At 64.3% G+C, this 21,553-nt stretch carries 21 protein-coding genes and 1 tRNA gene; 16 read left to right on the top strand and 6 right to left on the bottom strand.

What is annotated here, in order from left to right:
• The first annotated feature begins 22 nt into the window (after nucleotides 1–22).
• The 3 genes from ACQRBR_RS03120 to ACQRBR_RS03110 all read left to right on the top strand — a co-directional run bounded on the left by ACQRBR_RS03120 (nucleotide 23) and on the right by ACQRBR_RS03110 (nucleotide 2,346).
• Complete coding sequence (locus ACQRBR_RS03120; protein ID WP_006006220.1) at nucleotides 23–817, top strand: ABC transporter ATP-binding protein; 795 nt, start codon at nucleotides 23–25, stop codon at nucleotides 815–817.
• Nucleotides 814–1,977, top strand: a complete 1,164-nt coding sequence (locus ACQRBR_RS03115) for a SufB/SufD family protein (protein ID WP_303878214.1) — start codon at nucleotides 814–816, stop codon at nucleotides 1,975–1,977. The genes ACQRBR_RS03120 and ACQRBR_RS03115 overlap by 4 nt, the downstream gene beginning before the upstream one ends.
• Nucleotides 1,978–2,270: 293 nt before the next feature.
• Nucleotides 2,271–2,346 (top strand) — tRNA-Ile (locus ACQRBR_RS03110).
• 88 nt (nucleotides 2,347–2,434) lie between these two features.
• On the opposite strand, the gene eutC is transcribed toward ACQRBR_RS03110, so the two are convergent.
• The 6 genes from eutC to ACQRBR_RS03080 all read right to left on the bottom strand — a co-directional run bounded on the left by eutC (nucleotide 2,435) and on the right by ACQRBR_RS03080 (nucleotide 8,505).
• Complete coding sequence (gene eutC / locus ACQRBR_RS03105) at nucleotides 2,435–3,259, bottom strand: ethanolamine ammonia-lyase subunit EutC (protein ID WP_427812293.1); 825 nt, start codon at nucleotides 3,257–3,259, stop codon at nucleotides 2,435–2,437.
• Nucleotides 3,249–4,619: an ethanolamine ammonia-lyase subunit EutB gene (locus tag ACQRBR_RS03100; RefSeq protein WP_427812292.1), complete on the bottom strand. Its 1,371-nt coding sequence runs from the start codon at nucleotides 4,617–4,619 to the stop codon at nucleotides 3,249–3,251. Before ACQRBR_RS03100 ends, eutC begins: the two co-directional genes overlap by 11 nt.
• Nucleotides 4,620–5,159: 540 nt before the next feature.
• Nucleotides 5,160–5,459: a hypothetical protein gene (locus ACQRBR_RS03095; protein ID WP_040369500.1), complete on the bottom strand. Its 300-nt coding sequence runs from the start codon at nucleotides 5,457–5,459 to the stop codon at nucleotides 5,160–5,162.
• Nucleotides 5,460–5,796: 337 nt separating this feature from the next.
• Nucleotides 5,797–7,290 (bottom strand): fused MFS/spermidine synthase, encoded by a 1,494-nt coding sequence (locus ACQRBR_RS03090; protein WP_427812291.1) that lies wholly within the window; start codon nucleotides 7,288–7,290, stop codon nucleotides 5,797–5,799.
• 40 nt (nucleotides 7,291–7,330) lie between these two features.
• The gene (gene tadA / locus ACQRBR_RS03085) at nucleotides 7,331–7,804 is read right to left on the bottom strand and encodes a tRNA adenosine(34) deaminase TadA (protein ID WP_370684896.1); all 474 of its coding nucleotides are present in this window, start codon (nucleotides 7,802–7,804) and stop codon (nucleotides 7,331–7,333) included.
• 35 nt (nucleotides 7,805–7,839) lie between these two features.
• Complete coding sequence (locus ACQRBR_RS03080; RefSeq protein WP_204673869.1) at nucleotides 7,840–8,505, bottom strand: TIGR00730 family Rossman fold protein; 666 nt, start codon at nucleotides 8,503–8,505, stop codon at nucleotides 7,840–7,842.
• Between the two features lie 171 nt (nucleotides 8,506–8,676).
• On the opposite strand from ACQRBR_RS03080, the gene ACQRBR_RS03075 reads away from it, so the two are divergent.
• The 13 genes from ACQRBR_RS03075 to ACQRBR_RS03015 all read left to right on the top strand — a co-directional run bounded on the left by ACQRBR_RS03075 (nucleotide 8,677) and on the right by ACQRBR_RS03015 (nucleotide 21,551).
• Nucleotides 8,677–10,287 (top strand): MBL fold metallo-hydrolase RNA specificity domain-containing protein, encoded by a 1,611-nt coding sequence (locus ACQRBR_RS03075; protein ID WP_427812290.1) that lies wholly within the window; start codon nucleotides 8,677–8,679, stop codon nucleotides 10,285–10,287.
• Between the two features lie 374 nt (nucleotides 10,288–10,661).
• Nucleotides 10,662–11,213, top strand: a complete 552-nt coding sequence (gene rsmD, locus ACQRBR_RS03070; protein ID WP_168934504.1) for a 16S rRNA (guanine(966)-N(2))-methyltransferase RsmD — start codon at nucleotides 10,662–10,664, stop codon at nucleotides 11,211–11,213.
• Nucleotides 11,198–11,752 carry a pantetheine-phosphate adenylyltransferase gene (coaD, locus tag ACQRBR_RS03065; protein ID WP_006006201.1) on the top strand — a complete coding sequence of 185 codons (555 nt, stop codon included), beginning with the start codon at nucleotides 11,198–11,200 and terminating at the stop codon, nucleotides 11,750–11,752. The genes rsmD and coaD overlap by 16 nt, the downstream gene beginning before the upstream one ends.
• Before the next feature lies 1 nt (nucleotide 11,753).
• Nucleotides 11,754–12,668, top strand: coding sequence for a tRNA (adenosine(37)-N6)-dimethylallyltransferase MiaA (gene miaA / locus ACQRBR_RS03060; RefSeq protein WP_427812289.1), 915 nt, complete (start codon nucleotides 11,754–11,756; stop codon nucleotides 12,666–12,668).
• Between the two features lie 484 nt (nucleotides 12,669–13,152).
• Nucleotides 13,153–14,139: a nine-heme cytochrome c gene (locus ACQRBR_RS03055; protein WP_303878232.1), complete on the top strand. Its 987-nt coding sequence runs from the start codon at nucleotides 13,153–13,155 to the stop codon at nucleotides 14,137–14,139.
• 15 nt (nucleotides 14,140–14,154) lie between these two features.
• Nucleotides 14,155–15,276, top strand: coding sequence for a sulfate respiration complex iron-sulfur protein HmcB (gene hmcB / locus ACQRBR_RS03050; protein WP_303878234.1), 1,122 nt, complete (start codon nucleotides 14,155–14,157; stop codon nucleotides 15,274–15,276).
• Nucleotides 15,277–16,491, top strand: a complete 1,215-nt coding sequence (gene hmcC / locus ACQRBR_RS03045) for a sulfate respiration complex protein HmcC (protein WP_006006190.1) — start codon at nucleotides 15,277–15,279, stop codon at nucleotides 16,489–16,491.
• A 15-nt stretch (nucleotides 16,492–16,506) separates the two neighbouring features.
• Complete coding sequence (locus ACQRBR_RS03040) at nucleotides 16,507–16,662, top strand: hypothetical protein (RefSeq protein ID WP_006006188.1); 156 nt, start codon at nucleotides 16,507–16,509, stop codon at nucleotides 16,660–16,662.
• Between the two features lie 280 nt (nucleotides 16,663–16,942).
• On the top strand, nucleotides 16,943–17,440 hold the full coding sequence (gene hysD, locus ACQRBR_RS03035) for a NiFeSe hydrogenase maturation protease (protein WP_006006186.1): 498 nt from the start codon (nucleotides 16,943–16,945) through the stop codon (nucleotides 17,438–17,440).
• 16 nt (nucleotides 17,441–17,456) lie between these two features.
• Nucleotides 17,457–17,708, top strand: coding sequence for a HypC/HybG/HupF family hydrogenase formation chaperone (locus ACQRBR_RS03030; RefSeq protein WP_006006184.1), 252 nt, complete (start codon nucleotides 17,457–17,459; stop codon nucleotides 17,706–17,708).
• A 326-nt stretch (nucleotides 17,709–18,034) separates the two neighbouring features.
• Nucleotides 18,035–20,854 carry an isoleucine--tRNA ligase gene (gene ileS / locus ACQRBR_RS03025; RefSeq protein WP_427812288.1) on the top strand — a complete coding sequence of 940 codons (2,820 nt, stop codon included), beginning with the start codon at nucleotides 18,035–18,037 and terminating at the stop codon, nucleotides 20,852–20,854.
• Nucleotides 20,854–21,354: a signal peptidase II gene (gene lspA, locus ACQRBR_RS03020; protein ID WP_168934511.1), complete on the top strand. Its 501-nt coding sequence runs from the start codon at nucleotides 20,854–20,856 to the stop codon at nucleotides 21,352–21,354. Before ileS ends, lspA begins: the two co-directional genes overlap by 1 nt.
• Complete coding sequence (locus ACQRBR_RS03015; protein ID WP_006006176.1) at nucleotides 21,351–21,551, top strand: PLDc N-terminal domain-containing protein; 201 nt, start codon at nucleotides 21,351–21,353, stop codon at nucleotides 21,549–21,551. The genes lspA and ACQRBR_RS03015 overlap by 4 nt, the downstream gene beginning before the upstream one ends.
• Nucleotides 21,552–21,553 lie beyond the last annotated feature (2 nt).

Here is a 21,553-nt window from a genome sequence, read left to right as displayed (position 1 = left end):
TCCGGCATAATTGAGGGAAACAATGCTTGAGATCCAAGACCTGCACGTTTCCGTCCACGGCACGCCGGTGCTCAAGGGCATCGACCTGAAGGTGGAAGCGGGCGAAACCTTTATCCTGTTCGGCCCCAACGGCTCCGGCAAGACCACCCTGCTCATGACGCTGATGGGCTTTTCCGGCTACGAGGTGACCCGGGGCAAGATCATCTTCAAGGGCCACGACATCACCTACGCCCCCATGTACGAGCGTGCCCGTCTGGGCATCGGCATGTCCTTCCAGCGCCCGCCCACCATCCACGGCCTGCCCACGGGCAAGATGGTGGAACTGTGCGGCCGCGGCCGCAAGATGGACATCCCCGCCATGGCCAAGCGCGTGCATTTCGATACCTTCCTGGACCGCGACGTCAACGCCGGTTTCTCCGGCGGCGAGATCAAGCGCTCCGAGCTGCTGCAGCTTATGGCCCAGCAGCCCAACCTGCTGCTTTTCGACGAGCCGGAATCCGGCGTGGACCTGGAAAACATGGCCCTGGTGGGCAAGACCGTGCGCAAGCTGCTGGACGGCGTGCCCGACTGCTGTAGCGCCACCCTGCGCGAGCAGGGTCGCCAGCGTTCCACCAGCGGGCTCATCATCACCCACACCGGCCACATCCTTGAATACGTCAACGCCGACCGCGGACAGGTCATGTATCACGGCAAGCTCTGCTGTGAAGCGCGCCCGCGCGTCATCCTCGACCATATCGCCCAGCACGGCTACCAGGAATGCCTGCGCTGCCTGGCCGGCGACATGTACGGCAAAATCGCGGAGGCTCCCCTGGTATGAGCAGCATCGACCTTTCCCGTTTCAACTTCAGCGGCGGTGAGAACTCCGCCCCCATCGAAGATCTGACCCGTCTGCCCCAGGAAGACCAGCAGCGCCTGGTCCTGGCCGGTATCGACGTGCACGACAACAAGGTCAGCGGTGCCTTCATGCAGCTCAACCATGCCGACGTGCACTGCACCACCCGGCAGGAAGGTCTGGACCTCATGGACATCCGCGCGGCCCTCAAAAAGTTCGACGGCCTGCCGCAGTACTACTGGAAGCTGCTCGATCCCAACAAGGACGAGATCACCCGCATGGCCTACGAGCACCTTAACGGCGGTTACTTCGTGCGTGCCCGCAAGGGCGTGAAGATCAGCCAGCCCGTGCAGTCCTGCATGTTCATCAAGGGCAATGCCGCCGGGCAGGCCGTGCACAACATCGTGGTGGTGGAAGAAGGCGCCGAGCTCAACATCCTGGGCGGCTGCGCTACCTCCCAGCACAGCAATGATGCCGCGCATCTGGGCATCACCGAATACTATGTGGAAAAGGGCGGCAAGCTGACCTTCACCATGATCCACAACTGGGGCGACTCCACCACCGTGCGGCCGCGCTCGGCGGGCGTGGTGGAAGCCGGGGGCGTGTTCCAGAACAACTACATCCTGCTGAAGAGCGTGGGCAGCCTGGAATCCTATCCCCGTATCGACCTCAACGGTGAGGGCGCCGTGGCCACCTTCAACTCGGTCATCGTGACGCCCACGGGCTCCTACGTGGACAGCGGCAGCGCCATCCACCTCAACGCCCCCCACACCCGCGGCGAGATCATCTCCCGCACCCTGACCACCGGCGGCACCATCATCAACCGCGGCTTCATCGGCGCCTCGGCCACCCCGGTCAAGGGCCATCTGGAGTGCAAGGGCCTCATCGTGGGCGGCGGCCGCGTGCATGCCATTCCCGAACTGGACAGCTGCCGCGACGGCGTGGAACTCTCCCACGAAGCCGCCGTGGGCAAGATCGCTCAGGAAGAGATCGAATACCTCATGGCCCGCGGCCTGGACGAGGACGAAGCCACCTCCACCATCGTGCGCGGCTTCCTCAACGTGGACATCATGGGCCTGCCCGCGCCCCTGAAGAAGGCCATGGACGAACAGATCAGCAAGCTCAACGCCGGCGGCGCCATGTAGCGCCCCGCTGCGATACCTGCCTGTTACGGGGCTGTCCGTGTATGCGGGCAGCCCCGTTCGTTTTTGCGGACTGCATGCTGAAGACGGCCCCGCAGCTTATCCCGCAACGACCGCATCCTGCGCCACCCGACACCACTGTTCCCCTCCGGTTGCTCTGACAAAAGCAAACTTCTCCCTTTTCTCCCCAATGCTCCTTTTCCTGTCGGAAGCACTCTGTCCGAACGGACAGGGGCCAGGCCCCCGGAAGGGCTTGACCGCCTAGCGTCCTTCCGGCTATAGTTCGCTTCCTTCGTGGGCCTATAGCTCAGTTGGTAGAGCCTCCGGCTCATAACCGGCAGGTCCCAGGTTCGAGTCCTGGTGGGCCCACCAATATTTGAAAGGCAGGTTCCCTTCGCGGAAACCTGCCTTTTCATTTTTCAAAGGAATCCCGGCGTCCTGCCGGGCCTCCCTGTCTTCTCTATCCCAATGCCCGCGTCTCCGCAAACGGCAGATAGCCGGACGGCACGTCGTCCTTGAGGTCCACACCGGACAGACGCCGGACAAGGGCATTCTCCACCAGATAACAGAGCTTGCGCACGGCCTCCTCCACGGGCAGGCCTGCGGCGCGCACGTTGGAGATGCAGTTGCGGGCCTCGTCGGTCAGGCCGGGCGTGGGCGCGTGGGTCATGTAGACGCCCAGGGAATCGGGCGAGCTGAGGCCGGGGCGTTCGCCCACCAGCACGACCACCAGCCGCGCGTTGAGCAGGGCCGCCACATCATCGCCCACAGCCACGCGGCCGAACTTCACCAAAGCCACCGGCGCGGCACTGAGCCCGGCAGCGGCCGCTTCTTCCAGAAAACGGGACGCGAAGGGCACGGCGTTCTCGTGCACGGCCCGTGCGGACAGGCCGTCACAGATGACCACGCTCACGTCCGGCGCACTGCCGGGATGCGCGTCCATCCAGGCATCCAGCAGCTGCCGCGAAGCCACGGAAAGACGACGCCCCTTGTCCGGTCGTGTCAGATATTCGTTCCTGTCCGCCACCGCGCTGCTCAGGGAGAGGCATTCCAGACCGTGGGCGGCCAGACCGGCGCGCACCTGTTCTTCATCCAGCGGCGTCATGACGGCATCCCGGGCGCGGGCATGGGCCAGACGGAATTCCAGCCAGCGCTTCACGGGCAGGCTCACCCCGCAATGGCCCAGACCGATGCGCGCATCGGTGAAGCGGCGCAGTTCTTCCCAGGGGTCCGGCGTCACGATGGCGGGCGCGGCGCCCGCGAGCGCACCCTGTTTAGTTGCCATGGCCGCCCTCCTCCAGTTCCCGGCCCAGAGCGGCCATGCCCCGGCGCTCACCGGGCGGCAGCAGCTCGCCCGTGGCGGACAGGATGCCCATGCGCTCCAGCCATGCTTCGAATTCCGGTGCGGGCCGCTTGCCCAGCACCCGCCGCAGCCAGGCCACATCGTGGAAGGACGTGGACTGGTAGCCCAGCATGATGTCATCGGCACCGGGGATGCCCATAACGAAATTGCAGCCCGCCACGCCCAGCAGGGTCAGGAGCATGTCCATGTCGTCCTGGTCGGCTTCGGCATGGTTGGTGTAGCAGACGTCCTCGCCCATGGGCAGGCCCAGCAGCTTGCCGCAGCAATGGTCCTCCAGACCGGCGCGGATGATCTGCTTGCCGTTGAACAGATACTCCGGCCCGATGAAGCCCACCACCGTATTGACCAGCAGGGGCCGGTAGCGCCGGGCCACGGCATAGGCGCGGCATTCCAGGGTCTGCTGGTCCACGCCGAAGTGGGCCCCGGCGGAAAGCGCGCTGCCCTGCCCGGTCTCGAAATACATGACGTTGTCCCCCACCGTGCCGCGCTTCAGGGAGAGCGTGGCGTCCCAGGCTTCGTCCAGCAGGGACAGGGAGATGCCGAAACTGGCATTGGCCTTTTCCGTCCCGGCGATGGACTGGAAGCAGAGGTCCACGGGCACGCCGCGCCGGATCATCTCCAGGGTGTTGGTGACGTGGGTCAGCACGCAGCTCTGGGTGGGGATGTCGTAACGGACGATGACATCGTCCAGCAGGCGGAGCAGGCGCCCGATGGCGGGCAGACTGTCCGAAGCCGGGTTGATGCCGATGACCGCGTCACCGGAGCCGTATTGCAGGCCGTCGATGACGGAGGCCAGCACGCCGCGCGCGTCATCGGTGGGATGGTTGGGCTGCAGACGCGAGGAAAAACGCCCCGGCAGGCCGATGGTATCGCGAAAGCGCGTCACCACGCTGCACTTGGAGGCCACCAGCACCAGATCCTGGATGCGCATGAGCTTACTGGCCGCGGCCACCATCTCCGGGGTCAGGCCCGGCGCCAGGGCCGTCAGGGTCGCCGTGTCCGCGGCAGGAGTCAGCAGCCAGTCACGCAGCTGGCCCACCGTAAAGGAGCTGACCGGCGCAAAGGCCTGCGCATCGTGGCTGTCTATAATGAGCCGGGTGACTTCGTCCGTCTCGTACGGCACCACGCATTCCGACAGGAAACGCTTCAGGGGCACATCGGCCAGGGCCATCTGGGCCCGGATGCGCTCTTCCTCATTCTCGGCCGCGATACCGGCCAGCACGTCCCCCGAACGCAAGGGAGAGGCTTTGGCCAGCAATTCGCGCAAGGAACATTTTTCCACAGAATTTTCCAGAAGTTGAAGATTGCCCAACGTTACCGCCGCCTGCCGTGCCCGTACCGGGGCCCTGCGACGGCACCTCAGCCTGATACCCCCTCTGTATAGCCGCAGCCGACGGTCACCACAAGGCAGATACGGCCGGGACGCAGAGGCGGCCCCCCCCCGCGAGGAAAGCGGCCAGTGCCTGCCGCCCCAAACGCAGGCACGCGACGAAGGCACGGCCCCACTCCTCCCAATGCAGGCACGCCCCGCATCCCGTCTTGCCCGCCGCGGCTGTGTATCAAACTGTATACTCCGGGACAGGAGCATTGCCTTGTCCGGCCAACGGGCTATACTTCCTTCATGTTTTTTTGACCGGCAGTATACTGCCGTGCTCCTTTCTGCCCCCGCGAGGACGGGACTGCTCCCCCGCATCCCGTCCCATCAAGGACCGCCTTTTCCCGACGGTCCTTTTTTTATTCCTTATGGACACGAAAAGGGCGCTGCATAGGCAGCGCCCTTTTTCCTCAAACAGCACCTCTGGGAAGGCACAGACTGTCCCGGCTACTTTTCCTGCTCGGCCTCCCCGATCCAGGTCTGCAGGGCGTCCACGATCTTGCGGGCCTGATCGGCACTGGAGATGGTGAACTTGCTCTGCTGCCGGTATTCACCGCCCATCTTCTTATAGCGGCGGATCACATATTTGTCGGGGCCGTAGGACGAGGTCTGCGGCTTCCACTCCTGATAGCGGAAAAGGATAGTGGTCCAGGCGCCCTTGCTCAGGACGATCTTGCCCAGCTCCTTGAGGATGATCTGTCCGTTCTCCTCATATTCCACTGTGAGATCATCGATGGATTCGCTCAAAACTGCCTTCCTTGCGAACGCGCACCCGGGACGTGCACGGTTGAAGTAAAGAGTCTGTACACGGTCCGCCAGGACCGTGCCATCCCTCTCATGGCGCACAATCTACGCATTTCGGGGCCAAACGGCAAGCCTGCCCCCCTGTGCGGGCATGGCTGCGGCCCGTACAGGCGGATGCGACTTTACTCCTTTGCACGGCATGGACGCCCTGCCCCTGCCGTCTCCCCCAAAACGGATGGCCGTGCCGCCCTCTCACCGCCGAAGGTGGCGAAAAGCACGACCTGACGTAACGGGCCTGCATCATATCAAAAAATCACAGGAGAAGAACGAGCCGTCCGGCTCAGGGACGCCGCAGCAGCGACAGGGCGAAACGCTCCACCGGGGCGAAATCATCCCGCAGGGGCTCCGCAGCCGGCAGGGTGGGCCGGTAACGGCAGGCCAGCATGGCCGCCATCTCCGGCGAATGGCCCGGGCCGTCACGCAGGACCGTGGCCGTAGCGGCATCGCTGAACGCCAGCACCATCAGGTTCTGCAACTGGCCGGGATGCCCGGGGGCGGTGACGCAAAAGACCTCCACCCGGGCGAAATGCCGTTGCAGCCCGGCATGGATGGCCCGCAGCAGGCGGCCGTCCTCGCCTTCCACCGCGGCGATGACGTTCATGGCCAGCACGCCGCCGGGGCGCAGTGCACGACGCATGGCGGCAAAGGCCTCCTGCGTGCCCAGATGGAAGGGGATGGAATAACAGGAATTGAACACGTCCACCAGCAGGATGTCATACTGTTCCCGCTGCCGGTTGAGGAAGGTCCGGGCATCGGCATGGATCAGGCGCAGACGCGGGTCGTCCCCGGGCAGGAAGAACCAGCGCCGGGCCACGGCGCTCATGCCGGGATCCAGCTCCACCACAGTCAGGCGCAGGCCTGCGGCGTCCAGCCCGCTCTTGCCGGACAGCAGCCACTTGGGCACGGAGCCGCCGCCCCCGCCCAGCATGAGGATGTCCCGGGCCTGCGGACGGGCCAACACGGCCAGGGCATAAAAGCGGGTGTAGTCGAAGTAGAGCTCGTCAGGGTCGTCCAGATACATGCCCGACTGGCTGTAGTCGGGATCCGTGGAGAGGATGCGCACCGGCCTGCCCCTGTCGCGGCTCTCGTGGATCAGCATGCAGTTGTAGGGGCTCTCCACCATCAGAGGACCTTCCGTCTGGCGGAACTGCCGGTCCCAGACAGCCAGCAGAAGCAGCAACAGCACAAGGCCCAACCGCCCCCAGGGACGGGAGGGCTCGGCCGGCAGCGAAAGCAGCAGCAGGCCCAGGGCCACGCCCCAGAGGATGGTGCCGCTGGCAAAGAAGGAGATGAGGACGAAGCCCCCCAGGAAGGTGCCCACGATGCTGCCCGCCGTGGACAGGGCGTACAGCCGCCCCACCGTGGCGCCGGACGTGGCCACGTCCCGGATGCGCAGCCGGATGATGTAGGGGCTGATCATGCCGCAGCACAGGGCGGGCAGGGCCAGGATGCCCAGGGCGCAGGCCACGGCGGCCAGATGGATGTCCGTGATGGCGACGCTCAGCGCCTCCCCCACCAGACGGTGCGTCCCGGCGGCCAGGGCGCTGCCCAGGGAAGCTCCCGTCAGGATGAAGGCCAGCCCCCGCCGGGAAAGGTGCCTGTCGGCCAGACGGCCTCCCAGCCAGGCCCCCACGGCCAGGCAGGCCAGCACCACGCCGATGAGGCTGGTCCAGACCACGGCCGAAGTACCCACATGCGGGGCCAGCACGCGCGCGCCCACCATCTCCAGCACCATGACCAGGGCGCCGCAACAAAAAGCGATGATCTCCAGCATCGTCGTCCCGTACGCGGGCATACCCGCAAAAAAAGCGGGCTCAGTCCCGCCGTCCGGCAAAGAAGTCCTGCAACAGGTCCACGCTCTCCCGGGCCAGCACGCCGCCCATATGCCAGACACGGTGATTGAAGAAAGGCTGGTCCAGCGTCTCGGTGCAGGAGGTCACGGCACCGGCCAGCCTGTCGGCCGCCCCGTAGACCACTCCGGCGAGCCGGGCATGGACCAGGGCCGCGGCGCACATGGCACAGGGTTCCAGGGTCACCACCAGCACCCCGCCACCCAGGCGGTAATTGCCGCTGGCGGCCCCGGCGGCCCGCAAGGCCAGGATCTCGGCATGGGCCGTGGGATCGTGCAGGGCCACGGGCCGGTTGTGGGCGCGGGCCAGCAGACGGCCGTCCGCCGCCACCAGCACCGCGCCCACAGGCACTTCGTCTTCGCGGGCGGCCTGCCGCGCCTCATCCAGGGCCAGACGCATGAGGGACTCCCAGCTCCAGCCCGGCGGCGCGGAAGGCACAGGCCCGCCACAGGGGCGTACCAGCGCCCCGTTGCTTACAGGATCACGATCTTGCACAGATGCTCCACCACCTGCTCGGGCGTGTCGCACACCGTGACAAGCTTGTCGATCTCTTCCCTATTGATGAAACCGCCATTGGCCATGCTTGTGCGCAGCCACTCCAGCAGACCCGACCAATAGGAAGAATCATAAAGGATGATGGGGAAGGGCCGGATGCGTCCGGTCTGGGCCAGCACGAAGGCCTCGGACAGTTCGTCGATGGTCCCCATGCCGCCGGGCATGACCACATAGGCCATGGCATACTTCACGAACATGAACTTGCGGGTGAAGAAGTAGCGGAAATTGCAGCGCGTCTTCACATACTGGTTGCAGCCCTGTTCGTGGGGCAGCTCGATATGCAGGCCCACAGAAACGCCGCCCGCTTCGGCAGCCCCCTTGTTGGCCGCTTCCATGACGCCGGGCCCACCGCCGGTGATGACGCCGAAGCCCTTTTCCACCAGCATCCTGGCCAGGCGCTCGGCATCCCGGTATTCGGGCGTGTCGGGAGTGGAACGGGCCGAACCGAAGATGGACACGCAGTCGGTGTCCAGCTTGTTCAGGGTATCCAGGGCCTGGACCATTTCGGCCATGATGCGGATGGTCCGCCAGGACTCCGTGGTCATGGCGTTGAGATCGTCGATGACGTTCTGCCGGATCTCCATGAAAGCCTCCTTGTTGCGAGGATCGCAGGAAAGAAGAATGAACTTCCATCCTAAACCGCCCGGAACAGGCCGTCAAAGGTTTATGGGGCCTTGCGCTTCCGGGGCAGGAAGCGCATAGTGAAGAATCACCCGCTTGCATCCGGCAAGCAGGACATCACCCCGGAGCACCCCATGAAAGTCCAGTTTCTTGGCGCTGCCCAGACCGTTACCGGCTCCTGTTACATGATAGAGGCCTGCGGCAAGCGCTTTTGTATCGACTGCGGCATGCACCAGGGCAACAAGGCCATCGAGGAGCGCAACCGCAATCCCCGTCCCTACGCCCCTGGCAATATCGACTTCATCCTCGTGACCCACGCGCACATCGACCATTCCGGCCTGCTGCCCCTCATGGTGCGCGAAGGGTTCAGCAAGCCCATCTACTGCACCAAGGCCACCAGCGAACTGCTGGACATCATGCTGCAGGACAGCGCCCACATCCAGGAGATGGAAGCCCAGTGGGAAGCCAAGAAGTACAGCCGGCGTGGCCTCAAGAACCCGCCCGAGGCCCTGTACACCACCGAGGACGCCCTCAAGACCGCCGAGCTTTTGCACCCCGTGGCCTACCATGAGGACTTCGAGCCCGCCCCGGGCATCAAGGTCACCTACTACGATGCGGGCCACATCCTCGGTTCCGGCTCCCTGCGCCTGGAAGTGACCGAAGGCGACAAGACCACCAGCATCATCTTCTCGGGCGATATCGGCCGTCCCCAGGCCCTCATCGTGCGCGATCCCGAAAGCCCGCCCAAGGCCGATTACATCTTCATGGAATCCACCTACGGCGACCGCAACCACAAAAACGAGGACATCAGCGACCAGGAACTGGCCGACGCCATCGCCTACAGCTACAGCAAGGGCGAAAAGGTCATCATCCCTGCCTTCGCCGTGGAACGCACGCAGGAGATCCTCTATTGCCTGCACGTCCTCCAGAGCAAGGGCAAGCTGCCCGCGGACATGCCCGTCTTCGTGGACAGCCCCCTGGCCATCCGGGCCACCGAGGTCTTCCGCCGCAACCGCGAGCTCTTCGACGAGGACGCGCAGAAGATGCTCCACCAGGGCGACGACCCCTTCGAGCTGCCCAACCTGCGCTACACCCTGGATGCCGCGGAATCCCAGAGCATCAACGACTACAAGGGCCCGGCCATCATCATCTCGGCCAGCGGCATGTGCAACGCGGGCCGCGTGCGCCATCACCTCAAGCACAACATCTGGAAGCCCGGGGCCAGCATCGTCTTCGTGGGCTACCAGGCCGTGGGCACCCCCGGCCGCAAGATCGTGGAAAAAGCCAGCAAGATCACCCTGTTCGGTGAAGATATGGACATCGCTGCCCGTATCTACACCATCAACGGCTTCTCCGCCCACGCCGGGCAGGACCAGCTGCTCTCCTGGCTGGAGCCCCTGGTCCACGACAAGGCCAACGTGGTCCTGGTCCACGGCGAAGAAAAGGCCCAGACCGTCCTTTCCGGCCTGATCAAGGAAAAATTCGGCGTGACCCCCCTGGTGCCCGGCTACATGGAAGAGATGATCCTCGAAGGTCATCAAGTGGCCCAGACCGTCACGCACGAGGCCCTGGCCCATCCCCGCATCAACTGGGACTTCCTCACCGGCGAAGTGGAGCGCAAGTGGGACATGTTCAAGGGCAAGCTGGCCGACGTGGAACAGAGCCCCTGGGTCCAGCAGACCGAACTGCAGGACGCCCTGGCCAAGATGGACTACGCCCTGACCCGTCTTCTTTCCCGCATGTAAGGCGCGCTGGTCGTCCGCATGTATCGTTGGGAGGAAGCGGTCCCTTTGCCCGAGGCAGAAAAGGGGCCCTTCCTCCCAAATTCTCCATGCTCCCCCACCATGTGTCATGCAGGCGGCCACGCCCCGGGAAGGCCGCGACCTTTCTGCAGCAGCCCCCTCGACAGCGGGGCAACGCGCGGGGATCGTGCTGCACTCCCGGCATGATAGCGCCCATCTCCTTCAGGCACTGGCACCGGGAACGTCCCGGGTGGCCCGCAGAGCCGCCCATTGACGGAAGGGCCGCCCCGCAGGTACAAGTCTTTTCCCTGCCCTGAGGGCACTCTTTGTACAGCCAACCGCCGTGCATCCACGGCACAGAAAATACAGGAAAAACCATGCGCATCATTTCCGGCAGACTGGGCGGCAGACGCATCAAGACCGTGGAGGGCGAAGGCTATCGCCCGGCCATGGGCAAAACGCGCGAATCCCTGTTCTCCATGCTCACCTCGCGGGGCGTGGTCTGGGAAGGAGCGCGCGTGCTCGACCTTTTCGCCGGCAGCGGCAGCCTGGCTTTCGAAGCCGTGAGCCGCGGCGCCGAGCTGGCCGTGCTGGTGGAGAATTCCGCCGTGGCCGCCCGCTGTCTGGCCGACAATATCCGCCAGCTGGGCGTGGAGGACTGCGTGCGCCTGATCCGCGACGACGTGCGCAAGACCCTGAACAATACGCCCATGGGCTGTTTCGACCTGGTCTTCCTGGACCCGCCCTACCGCAAGAACCTGCTCAACGCCACTCTGCAGGGCCTGCTCAAACGTAACTGGCTGGCGCCCGGCGCCCTCATCTGCGCCGAGATCGAAAAAGACGCCGTCGTGGCCGCTCCCGACAGTCTGGAACTGCTGGTGGAACGCCATTTTGGTCAAACCCGCATACTGATATGGACACTCGCATGAAACTGGCACTCTATCCCGGCACTTTCGACCCCCTGACCAACGGGCATCTGGCCCTCATCCGCCGCGGCCTGGCCGTCTTCGACCAGATCGTGGTGGCCGTGGCCGACAATACGCCCAAGTTCCCCCTTTTCTCCCAGGAAGAGCGCGTGGCCATGGCCCGCGAGGCCGTGGGCGACGACGACCGCATCCTGGTGGAACCCTTCACCGGCCTGACCGTGGAATATGCGGCCAAGCGCGGGGCCTGTGCCATCCTGCGCGGTCTGCGCGCCGTCTCGGACTTCGAATACGAATTCCAGCTGGCCCTCATGAACCGCCGCCTGCAGCGCGACATCCAGACCGTGTTCCTGATGACCGACTACCAGTGGCTGTTCATCAGTTCCACCATCGTCAAGGCCGCGGCCAGCCACGGCGCCGACATCGTGGGCCTGGTGCCCGAGAACGTGCGCCTGCGTCTGATGGAAAAATACCAGCGCGGCGAAGTGCGCCAGGCCACGCCCTGCCTCTCCGCCCCCTACGGCGGCTTCCGCGTCAACAAATAAAATGGCCGCGCCCCTGCCCGTCATCTGTCTGGCCGGCCCCACGGGCTGCGGCAAGACCGCCGCGGCCCTGGCCCTGGCCGAAGCCCTGGGCGGCGAGGTCATCAACGCCGACTCCCGCCAGGTCTACAGCGATTTCCCGCTCATCACGGCCCAGCCCTCGCCCGAGGAACAGGCCTGCTGCCCGCATCATCTGTACGGCTTTTTGCCCACGGAGCAGAAGATCAGCGCCGGCCGCTGGGCCGACCAGGCCGTGGCCGCAGCAAAGGCCGTGCTGGCCCGGGGCCATGTGCCCCTGCTGGTGGGCGGCACCGGCCTGTACTTCCAGGGCCTGCTGCACGGCATCGCCGAGATACCGGCCATCGACCCGGCCATCACCGCCGCCCTCACGGCCCGGCTGGCCGAGGAGGGCCCGGCGGCCCTCCATGCCGAACTGGCCGCCAAAGATCCCGCCTACGCGGCCCGCATCCATCCCAATGACCGCCAGCGCATCGTGCGTGCCCTGGAAGTGCTGGCCGGCACCGGCCATACCTTCAGCTGGTGGCACGAGCACGGCATGCCCGAACCGTCCTGCGCCGGGCCCTTGCTGGTGCTGGACATGGAGCTGGATGCCCTGACGCCCCGCCTGGCCCGCCGCATCGACCTGATGCTGGAACAGGGGGCCCTGGACGAAGCCCGCGCCGCCCGGCAGCGCTGCGACGATGCCGCGGCCCCCGGCTGGTCCGGCATCGGCTGCGCCGAAGTGCTGGCCCATCTGCGCGGCGAACTTTCTCTGGAGGAATGCCGCCGCCTCTGGCTGCACAATACCCGCGCCTATGCCAAACGCCAGCGCACCTGGTTCCGGGCCCGCAGCGAGGCCCGCTTCTTCGCCCCGCAGGATCTGGACGGCCTGCTGGCGGCCGCCCGGCAGGCCTGCTGAGCCCCACGAAGACGGGACGCGGCCTACTCCGCGACCGGCAAACGACTCTCGGCACCATGCCCGGCATAGCCGCGGTGTGGTGCTTTTTTTCTGTCCGTGCGACAGTCCGCCTCCGCAGGGAGCATGGCCCGGCCCAGGGGCCTCCCTTTTTTGATGCAGACCACAAAAGATTTCTCAAAATATTTCTTGACATCCTGGCAGCTCCCCCATCCCTGCCGACGCCCCCTCCGTTGCCTGATCCGTTCCCGAAACAGGGCCAGCCGCAAGGATTTTTCCCGCTGCGGCCCCCTTTTTCTCCAGCCCGGATGCCCCAATACCAGCGTACAAGTAAGCTTTTCAGCCCGCGACCTCCCCTTGACGTGGCCTTGTGCCTGCGGTAACTTGCCACACATTATTGGTGTGTTTGGCTCATGAGAGCCGGAGGACGCCCGCGGCCTCGCGCTGCGGGAGAATGGGGAAAAGTCTGTTTCAAAAGGACGAGCACATGAGGAACGGTAAAGCACTGCTTTTGGCGGCGGTGATTGCCTTGGCCGGCGTGGCCTGTCTGATGCTTCCCGAAGCCAACCGCGCTGTTGCGGTGGGTCTGGAAGAATCCGACGCGGAAATGCCTAATGCCACGGTTCTCTTTCCGGTCAGCGAAAAGCCCAATCCCAAGGGCGCCAGCATGACGCCGGTGACATTCAACCATCAGGCTCACGTCGACAAGATCGACGATTGCACGGCCTGCCATCACACGGGCGACATGGTGGCCTGTAGCACCTGTCATACCGTGGAAGGCAAAGCCGAGGGCAACTTCATCAACCTTGAGCGCGCCATGCACGCCACCAAGATTGCCCCGCGCAAGGATGGCGTCACGCCCAAGAGCTGTGTGAGCTGCCACGAAGAACAGTACAAGGAACGCCGCGAATGCGCCGGCTGCCACGAGATCGTCACTCCCAAGCGTGACGACAAGTGGTGTGGCGTCTGCCACGTGGTCACCTCCAAGATGACCCCCGAACAGTACCAGCTGGGCGTGGCCGGCAAGCTGTCCGCCGAGGACCGCGTCGCCCTGGCCGAAGCCACCATCGCCGAACGCAAGCCCGTGGACTACCTGGCCCCCGAAGCCTGCCCCTACAAGGTGGAAATCGGCAGCCTGTCCGACAAGTTCGAGCCCAACCTCTTCAACCATCGTCGTCACGTCTCTTCGCTCATGAAGCGCATTGAAGGCGACAATCTGGCCAAGGCGTTCCACAGCGAACCCGAGACCCTGTGCGCCACCTGCCACCATCGCAGCCCCCTGTCGGCTACTCCGCCCAAGTGCGGCAGCTGCCACTCCGCCAAGATCGATCCCCGCGTGCCCGAGCGTCCCACGCTGAAGGCCGCGTATCATCTGCAGTGCATGGGTTGCCATGACGGCATGGACGTTGCCCGTCCCCTCGATACGTCCTGCGCGTCCTGCCACAAGCCGCGTGCGACCGAGAACGCCAACTAGCTGGAGAGTACGATTATGAATCGTAGAAAATTTCTGACCATCCTGGGCAGCGCTGGCGTCGCTTCCGCATTGGGCACGGCACAAGTGGCCAAGGCCGGCGGCACCCACATGTTCCCTTACTATGAAGACAGCTACGGCGTCCTGCACGATACCACCCGCTGCATCGGCTGCCGCAGCTGCGAAGAGGCTTGCAACAAGGTCAACAACCTGCCCAAGCCCGAAAAGCCCTTCACCGACCTTTCCGTCTGTGACAAGCATCGTCGCACTTCCGCCGATGCCTGGACGGTGGTCAACAAGTACGAAGTGGGCGGCAAGCCCGTGTTCCGCAAGCTGCAGTGCTTCCACTGCAACGACCCGGCCTGTGCCTCCGCCTGTTTCGCCAAATGCTTCCAGAAGCAGCCTGACGGCAGCGTGACCTACGACGGTACCCAGTGCGTGGGCTGCCGTTACTGCATGATCGCCTGCCCCTTCTATGTGCCCGGCTTCGAATACGACGAGGCCTGGGACCCGTTGGTCCAGAAGTGCACCTTCTGCGAACCCCGCCTGAAGGAAGGCAAGCTGCCCGGTTGTGTGGAAGCCTGCCCCATGGACGCCCTGACCTTCGGCCGCCGTTCCGACCTCATCAAGATCGCCCGCAAGCGTATCGCCGAGAACCCCGGCAAATACGTGGACTACATCTATGGTGAGTGGGACGCCGGCGGTACCGCCTGGATGGTCCTGGCTCCCAAGCCGACCCCGTCGGCCGTCAAGGCCGCCGGTACGGCCGACGCCGGCCATACCTTCAAGGAACTGGGCCTGGACACCCACCTGGGCAACCGTCCCATGGGTGAACTGACCTACGGCGCCCTGGGTGCCGTGCCCATGATCATCGCCTTCTGGCCCATCCTCTTCGGTGGCGCCTACGGCATGACCAAGCGTCGTGAGGCCATGAGCAAGGCCGCCCAGGAAAAGACCGTCCAGACCGCTAAGGAAGATGTGACGGCCGCCATGGACGCCGCTGTGCGCAGCATCGAGCAGAATCAGGGTCCTGTGGCCGCCGATGAGGCCCGCAAGGCCATGATCCAGGCCCTCAAGGCCCGTGAAGCTCAAAACGGCTGCGACGGCTGCTGCGGCTGCAAGCACGGGGAGGATAAGTAAATGTCCCAGCACCAAATCGTGATCCCCACCAAGGACAAACTGTTCAACCTTGGTGAGTTTTCCCTGCGTCGCCCCGGCAACATGATCACTGCGGTCATCCTGGTTGTGGGCTTCGTACTGACCTTCATCCGCTTCACCCAGGGTATCGGCTCCATCACCAACCTGTCCGATACCATGCCCTGGGGCATGTGGATCGGCTTCGACCTGCTCTGCGGCGTGTGTCTGGCCGCCGGTGGTTACTTCACCACCGTGGCCTGCTACGTCATGGGCATGAAGCACTTCCATTCGGCCGTGCGCCCCGCTGTGACCACCGCCTTCCTGGGCTACGCCTTCGTGGTGTTCGCCCTGCTGTATGACCTTGGTCATCCGCTGCGTCTGCCCTACATGTTCTTCTTCCCCGGCACCACCTCCGTTCTGTTCGAAGTGGGTCTGTGCGTGGCTACCTACCTGACCGTGCTGTTCATCGAATTCTCGGTGGCTCCCATGGAATGGCTGTCCTGCAAGTTCCCCTTCCTCAAGAAGTGGCGCAAGGTCGTGGTGCGCTGCACCATCATCCTGACCATCTTCGGCGTGTGCCTGTCCACCCTGCACCAGTCCTCGCTGGGCGCCCTCTACCTGATCGCCCCCGGCAAGCTGCATCCGCTGTGGTACTCCCCCTTCATGCCCATGTTCTTCTTCGTCAGCTCCATGGCTGCCGGTTGCTCCATGGTCATCTTTGAAGGCATGTGGGCCCACAAGGGCGTGCACCACTACATGGACGAAACCCACCTGCGCGAAGCTGACGAAGTGGTCTTCAGCTTCTCCAAGGCCGGTGCCTTCATCCTCTTCGGCTACTTCATGCTGAAGCTCATCGACATGCTGGTCCAGGCCAACCTGCCTTACCTCTGCACCGGTTACGGTCTGTGGTGGCTGGTGGAAATGCTGTTCTTCGTGCTGACGCCCGCTCTGCTGTATGCCAAGGGCTCTCGCGATCGCAACATCAAGCTCTGCCGCTTCGCTTCCGCCAACGCCGTGCTGGGTATCGTCCTGAACCGTTTCAACGTGTCCATGATCGCCTTCAACTATGCCCTGCCCGCTGACGAGCGCTACTTCCCCAGCATCTGGGAAGTGTGCATCTCCATCTTCGTGGTGACCCTGATCGTGACCGTGTACCGCTTCATCGTCTATCACATGCCGGTGCTGTACGAACACCCCGACTTCAAGGACGCCCACTAGGACAGGAGGAAAATCATGGAATTCCATACCTTTTACGACTACTTCCTCTACACCAAGAACTGGGCCTACGTCATGATGTTCGTGACCCTGCCCGTCTACGTCCTGTACTGGAACACCGTGCTGTTCCCCAAGAAGGGCCCCTGGCTCTTCGGTGACGACGACGAGCATTAGGCCGTACGCAAACCACACAAACCGAAAGGGCGGGGGTGACCCCGCCCTTTTTTTGTGCCCGTGCTCCGGCGCCCGCCCTGGGGGCATGACCCATCCGCCGGGCTTCCCTCCCTTCTCCGCCATCCCCTTGCGGCTACCCCGCCGGGCTGCTATGCTGTCGTCTGTCCGTGATCCGTCACAGCCGGGGCATCCGCGCCTGCATGGCCTGCCCATGCGGCACCAGGCACGGCGGACACCACATCCCGCCCCCAGCGGGCGCAACTCCTGTACCGAGGATAGTATGGACAAAGTGCTTGTCATGGGTATCGGCAACCTGCTCCTCACCGACGACGGTGTCGGCGTCCACGCCGCCCAGACCCTGGCCGGGGAATCCTGGCCCGAAAACGTCACCATCATGGAAGCGGGAACCTTCACCCAGGATGTCTTCTATCTGTTCAAGGGCTTTGCCCATGTGCTCATCCTGGACATCGTCCACGGCCATGCCGGACCCGGCACGGTCTATCACCTGACCGAGAACCAGCTGGTGGACAACGAGAAGCAGCGCCTCTCCATCCACGACATCGACCTGCTGGATTCCCTGCGCATGGCCGAGATGCTCCACGGTTCCCGTCCCAACCTCACCGTCATGGGCATGGAGCCCGCGGACTACACCTCCTGGAGCATGGAGCTTTCCCCCGTCGTGCAGGAGCGCTTCCCCGCCTATCTGGATGAGGTCCGCAAGGAGATCCTGCGCCTGTCCCGCCAATACGCCGGGAACGATCCCGACAGTACCTGTTAACCATCGAGGAAGAGTCATGTGTCTTGCCATTCCGGCCCAGGTGGTCGAACTCCAGGAACAGGGCATGGCCCGCGTGCGTGTGGGCGAAAGCCAGACCTACCTTACCGCTTCCATGCTCCTGCTGCCCGAGCCGCCCAAGGTCGGTGATTACGTCATCGTCCATGCGGGTTTCGCCCTGCACAGTCTCACCCCCGAGCAGGCCCAGGAGAGCCTGGCGGCCCTGCGCGAGGTGGCCGAGGCCATCGAAGGGCAGAAACCCCTGTTCTGATCCGCAGCGACAGCAAAGGGCTTTCCCGTGGGAAAGCCCTTTTCATCATCCGGCAACGGAGCCCGGCCGTTCACCAGCGCGCGCCCGCCCCCCCTATCCCCTCCCCGCCGTCCGCGGCCCTTTACGCCAGCTTTCCCTGCTTCTGGCGGGGCCTTTGCCCCACCCGGAAAAGCCCGCATCCGCATGTGCCGGGCAGCGGCCGTGTCCCCGGCTGCGTTTTGCGGCGGAAAAGCGCGTCAGGGCGGCCTTTCCTGTTGCCCTTTCCTTGACTTTACAAACGTATTTGCCGAAACTTAGGCGCTTTTTACATTGCCTGAGGAGCCAGCATGAGCGACTATAAAAAAACCCTGAATTTGCCCAAGACCGCCTTCCCCATGAAGGCCAATCTTGCCCAGCGCGAGCCCCAGCAGCTCAAGCAGTGGGAAGAAACCAAAGCCTGTGAAGCCATGATCGAGAACTGCACCGACAAGGGTGCGTTCGTCCTGCATGACGGCCCGCCGTATGCCAACGGTCATATCCACATGGGCACGGCCCTGAACAAGATCCTGAAGGATATCGTGGTCAAGTCGCGCAACATGCAGGGCTATCGCGCCCACTATGTGCCCGGCTGGGACTGCCACGGCCTGCCCATCGAGCACAAGGTGGAACAGGAACTGAAGGAAAAGAAAAAGACCCTGCCCGCCCACGTGGTGCGCAAGATGTGCCGCGACTACGCCGGCAAGTGGATCGACATCCAGCGCAAGGAGTTCAAGCGCCTGGGCGTGCTGGGCAACTGGGACGATCCCTACAAGAGCATGAACCCCGCCTATGAGGCCGCCACGGCCCACGAACTGGCCAAGTTCGTGGACAAGGGCGGCGTGGTGCGCGCCAAGAAGCCCATCTACTGGTGCTGCTCCTGCCATACGGCCCTGGCCGAAGCCGAAGTGGAATACGGCGACCACACCTCGCCTTCCATCTTCGTGCGCTTCGCCCTCAACGACGCCGCCCTGGCTCAGCGCATCCCCGGCGCCGATCCGTCCCGCGCCTATGTGGTCATCTGGACCACCACGCCCTGGACCCTGCCGGACAACATGGCCGTCTGCCTGCACCCCGAATTCACCTACGTGCTGGTGGAGACCGGCGGTTGCCAGTACCTGCTGGCCGAAGAGCTGCTGGAAGGCTGCGCCAAGTCCTTCGGCTGGGAAGATGTAACCGTGGTGGGCCGCGCCACCGGTCAAGAACTGGAAGGCCTCATCGCCCGCCATCCCTTCTATGACCGCCAGTCTCCCCTGATCCTGGGCCGCCATGTGACCCTGGATGCCGGTACCGGCTGCGTCCACACCGCTCCCGGCCACGGCCGCGAGGACTACGAAGTGGGCCTGGCCTACAAGCTGGACGTCTACTCGCCCCTGGACGATGCGGGCCGCTTCCTGCCGTCCGTGGAATTTTTCGCCGGTCTCAACGTCTTTGAAGCCAACCCCAAGGTCATCGAAAAGCTGACCGAAGTGGGCGCCCTGCTCAAGACCGCCAAGATCAGCCACTCCTACCCGCACTGCTGGCGCTGCAAGCAGCCGGTCATCTTCCGTGCCACCACCCAGTGGTTCATCAGCATGGAAAAGAACGACCTGCGCAAGAAGGCCCTCAACGCCATCGACAACAAGGTGCAGTGGATCCCCGCCTGGGGCCGCGACCGCATCTACAACATGATCGAGTCCCGTCCCGACTGGTGCATCTCGCGCCAGCGTCAGTGGGGCGTGCCCATCATGGCCTTGCTCTGCAAGGACTGCGGCGAAGCCTGGAACGACGCCACGTGGATGCACGAGATGGCCGACCGCTTCGCCAAGCACCCCACGGGCTGCGACTACTGGTATGAAGCACCCCTGGAAGAGATCGTGCCCAAAGGCCTCAAGTGCCCCCACTGCGGTGGCCAGCACTGGGAAAAGGAAGACGACATCCTCGACGTGTGGTTCGACTCCGGTACCAGCTTCGCCGCCGTGCTGGAGACCCGCCCCGAGCTCTCCGCGCCTGCCGACCTGTATCTGGAAGGCTCGGACCAGCACCGCGGCTGGTTCCACAGCTCCCTGCTGGTGGCCGAAGGCACCCGCAACGATCCGCCCTACAAGGCCGTGCTGACCCATGGCTATGTGGTGGACGGCGACGGCCGCAAGATGTCCAAGTCCATCGGCAACGTCATCGCCCCGCAGGAACTCATCGACAAGTACGGCGCCGAGATCGTGCGCCTGTGGGTCTCCTCGGTGGAATACCGCGAAGACATCCGCATCTCGGAACAGATCCTGGGCCGTCTGGTGGATGCCTACCGCCGTATCCGCAACACCTGCCGCTTCATCCTGGGCACCATCAACGACCTGACCCGTGCCGACCTGCTGCCCCTGGACCAGCTGCTGCCTCTGGACCGCTACGCGCTCCATGCCGCCGCCCAGGTGCATGACCGCGTGCAGGATGCCTACATGACCTATGACTTCCACAAGGTCTACCATACCCTGCACAACTACTGCGTGACCGACCTCTCGGCCGTGTATCTGGACATCCTCAAGGACCGTCTGTACTCCTCCGCTCCCGCCAGCAAGGAACGCCGCTCGGCCCAGACCGCCCTGTACCACCTGCTCTGCATGCTGGTGCGCGACATGGCCCCGGTGCTGTCCTTCACCGCCGAAGAGATCTTCCACCACCTGCCCAACGACCTGCGCGACGACGTGCCCACCGTCTTCGCCCTGCCACCCGTGGACAGCAAGCCCTATCTGCTGGAAGACGGCGTGCGCGACGACTGGAACGTGCTGCTGGCCGTGCGCGGCGCCGTGACCCGCGCCATCGAACCCCTGCGTCGCGACAGCGTGGTGGGCCATTCGCTGGATACCAGCGTGACCCTCTATGTGGCCGACGAACTGCGTGAACGCCTGGAAGGCCTGCATACCGACCTGCGCGCCTTCTTCATCGTCTCGCAGCTGCATCTGGCGCCTCTGGCCGAAGCTCCGGCCGACGCCGTGCAGGACGCCGAAGTGGCCGGTCTGGCCGTGGGCGTGGCCAAGGCCGCCGGTGAAAAGTGCGAGCGCTGCTGGATCTACAGCACCGAACTGGGCAGCGATCCCGCGCATCCCACCCTCTGCCCCCGCTGTGCCAAGGTCATGGCGGAACTGCCCGAGGCGTAATGCGCAAATATACGATCCTGGGCGGCTACGGCCTGCTGGCGCTGGTCCTTGACCAGCTGACCAAGTGGTGGGCCGTGGCCGCCATCGATCCCCTGCAGCCCGTGACGGTCATCCCCGGCCTGCTGGATCTGGTGCTGGTCCACAACCGGGGCGCTGCCTTCGGCTTTTTGAACCGTTCCGACATCCAGTGGCAGTTCTGGCTGTTCCTGGGCGCGACCGTGGTGGCTGCCGTGGCCATCGTGGCCCTGCTGCGCAGCTCCCGCTTCAATGCCTGGCTCAGTGCCGGGCTGGGGCTGGTGCTGGGGGGCGCACTGGGCAATCTGGTGGACCGCATCCGCTTCCGGGCGGTCATCGACTTTGTGGATGTCTATGTGGGGCAGTGGCACTGGCCCGCCTTCAACGTGGCGGACATGGCCATCTGCGTCGGCGCCTTCCTGGCCTGCATCGTCATCTGGCGCACCCCGGAAGCCCCGGAAAAGAGCAAGGAGAAAAAATCATGACCTTTGCCTGGTGGCACGTCCTGGTGGCCCTGATCCCCATCCTGCCCAACCTCTGGAGCATCTGGCATATCTGGAACCACCGCTTTTCATCCTTCCAGCAAAAGGCCATCTGGCTGGTCATCGCAGTTTTCCTGCCTGTGCTGGGGGGCCTGATCTATATTTTCGCCGGTCGCAAGCACGCCGGTGAAAAACTTTAAAA

The organism is Desulfovibrio sp. SGI.133, from assembly GCF_050313955.1.
Lineage (GTDB): Bacteria > Desulfobacterota > Desulfovibrionia > Desulfovibrionales > Desulfovibrionaceae > Desulfovibrio.
Note: the sequence above shows the minus strand (reverse complement) of the source record. Positions and strands in the feature narration are given on the sequence as shown.

Bases quoted from the DNA above. Each gene is read 5' to 3' on its own strand.
- eutC (WP_427812293.1), bottom strand. From the start codon at position 3,259: ATGGCAACTAAACAGGGTGCGCTCGCGGGCGCCGCGCCCGCCATCGTG.
- ACQRBR_RS03075 (WP_427812290.1), top strand. From the start codon at position 8,677: ATGAAAGTCCAGTTTCTTGGCGCTGCCCAGACCGTTACCGGCTCCTGT.
- hmcC (WP_006006190.1), top strand. From the start codon at position 15,277: ATGTCCCAGCACCAAATCGTGATCCCCACCAAGGACAAACTGTTCAAC.
- hmcB (WP_303878234.1), top strand. From the start codon at position 14,155: ATGAATCGTAGAAAATTTCTGACCATCCTGGGCAGCGCTGGCGTCGCT.
- ACQRBR_RS03080 (WP_204673869.1), bottom strand. From the start codon at position 8,505: ATGGAGATCCGGCAGAACGTCATCGACGATCTCAACGCCATGACCACG.
- ACQRBR_RS03120 (WP_006006220.1), top strand. From the start codon at position 23: ATGCTTGAGATCCAAGACCTGCACGTTTCCGTCCACGGCACGCCGGTG.
- hysD (WP_006006186.1), top strand. From the start codon at position 16,943: ATGGACAAAGTGCTTGTCATGGGTATCGGCAACCTGCTCCTCACCGAC.
- ACQRBR_RS03040 (WP_006006188.1), top strand. From the start codon at position 16,507: ATGGAATTCCATACCTTTTACGACTACTTCCTCTACACCAAGAACTGG.
- ACQRBR_RS03090 (WP_427812291.1), bottom strand. From the start codon at position 7,290: ATGCTGGAGATCATCGCTTTTTGTTGCGGCGCCCTGGTCATGGTGCTG.
- ACQRBR_RS03015 (WP_006006176.1), top strand. From the start codon at position 21,351: ATGACCTTTGCCTGGTGGCACGTCCTGGTGGCCCTGATCCCCATCCTG.
- ileS (WP_427812288.1), top strand. From the start codon at position 18,035: ATGAGCGACTATAAAAAAACCCTGAATTTGCCCAAGACCGCCTTCCCC.
- lspA (WP_168934511.1), top strand. From the start codon at position 20,854: ATGCGCAAATATACGATCCTGGGCGGCTACGGCCTGCTGGCGCTGGTC.
- ACQRBR_RS03055 (WP_303878232.1), top strand. From the start codon at position 13,153: ATGAGGAACGGTAAAGCACTGCTTTTGGCGGCGGTGATTGCCTTGGCC.
- miaA (WP_427812289.1), top strand. From the start codon at position 11,754: ATGGCCGCGCCCCTGCCCGTCATCTGTCTGGCCGGCCCCACGGGCTGC.
- ACQRBR_RS03030 (WP_006006184.1), top strand. From the start codon at position 17,457: ATGTGTCTTGCCATTCCGGCCCAGGTGGTCGAACTCCAGGAACAGGGC.
- rsmD (WP_168934504.1), top strand. From the start codon at position 10,662: ATGCGCATCATTTCCGGCAGACTGGGCGGCAGACGCATCAAGACCGTG.
- coaD (WP_006006201.1), top strand. From the start codon at position 11,198: ATGGACACTCGCATGAAACTGGCACTCTATCCCGGCACTTTCGACCCC.
- ACQRBR_RS03115 (WP_303878214.1), top strand. From the start codon at position 814: ATGAGCAGCATCGACCTTTCCCGTTTCAACTTCAGCGGCGGTGAGAAC.